The sequence below is a fragment of the Thermococcus sp. Bubb.Bath genome (assembly GCF_012027595.1).
In the GTDB taxonomy this organism is placed as follows: Archaea; Methanobacteriota_B; Thermococci; order Thermococcales; family Thermococcaceae; genus Thermococcus.
Genome location: NZ_SNUR01000075.1, coordinates 1 through 380, shown reverse-complemented (window position 1 = coordinate 380; position 380 = coordinate 1). Strand labels below are relative to the sequence as shown.

At 51.1% G+C, this 380-nt stretch carries 1 protein-coding gene; it reads left to right on the top strand.

What is annotated here, in order from left to right:
* On the top strand, positions 1–351 hold a 351-nt coding region (locus E3E29_RS11580), incomplete at its 5' end, for an Lrp/AsnC family transcriptional regulator (RefSeq protein ID WP_167911125.1).
* Positions 352–380 lie beyond the last annotated feature (29 nt).

The following is a 380-nucleotide window of genomic DNA, read 5'->3' as shown; positions in this document are numbered from 1 at the left end:
GAATCGACCGTTTACGAGAGGATAAAGAAGCTGAAAGAGAAAGGCATCATAAAGAAATTCACCGTCATTCTCGACCCCGATTCTCTCGGCTTCAGGATTCTCGCGTTTATACTCATAAAGTCCAAGGCCGGCAAGTATTCCCACGTCGCCCAGGAGCTTACGCAGTACCCGGAGATAGTCGAAATCTATGAAACCACCGGCGACTACGACATGCTGGTCAAAATCCGAACCGGCGGGAGCGACGAGCTCAACGAGTTTCTCGACACCATCGGTGAGATCGACGGCGTAGTGGCAACCCATACCATGGTCGTCCTCAAGATACACAAGGAGACCACGGAGCTTCCTCTCTGACCGTTTCTGCCCAAAAATCCTTATAAGTG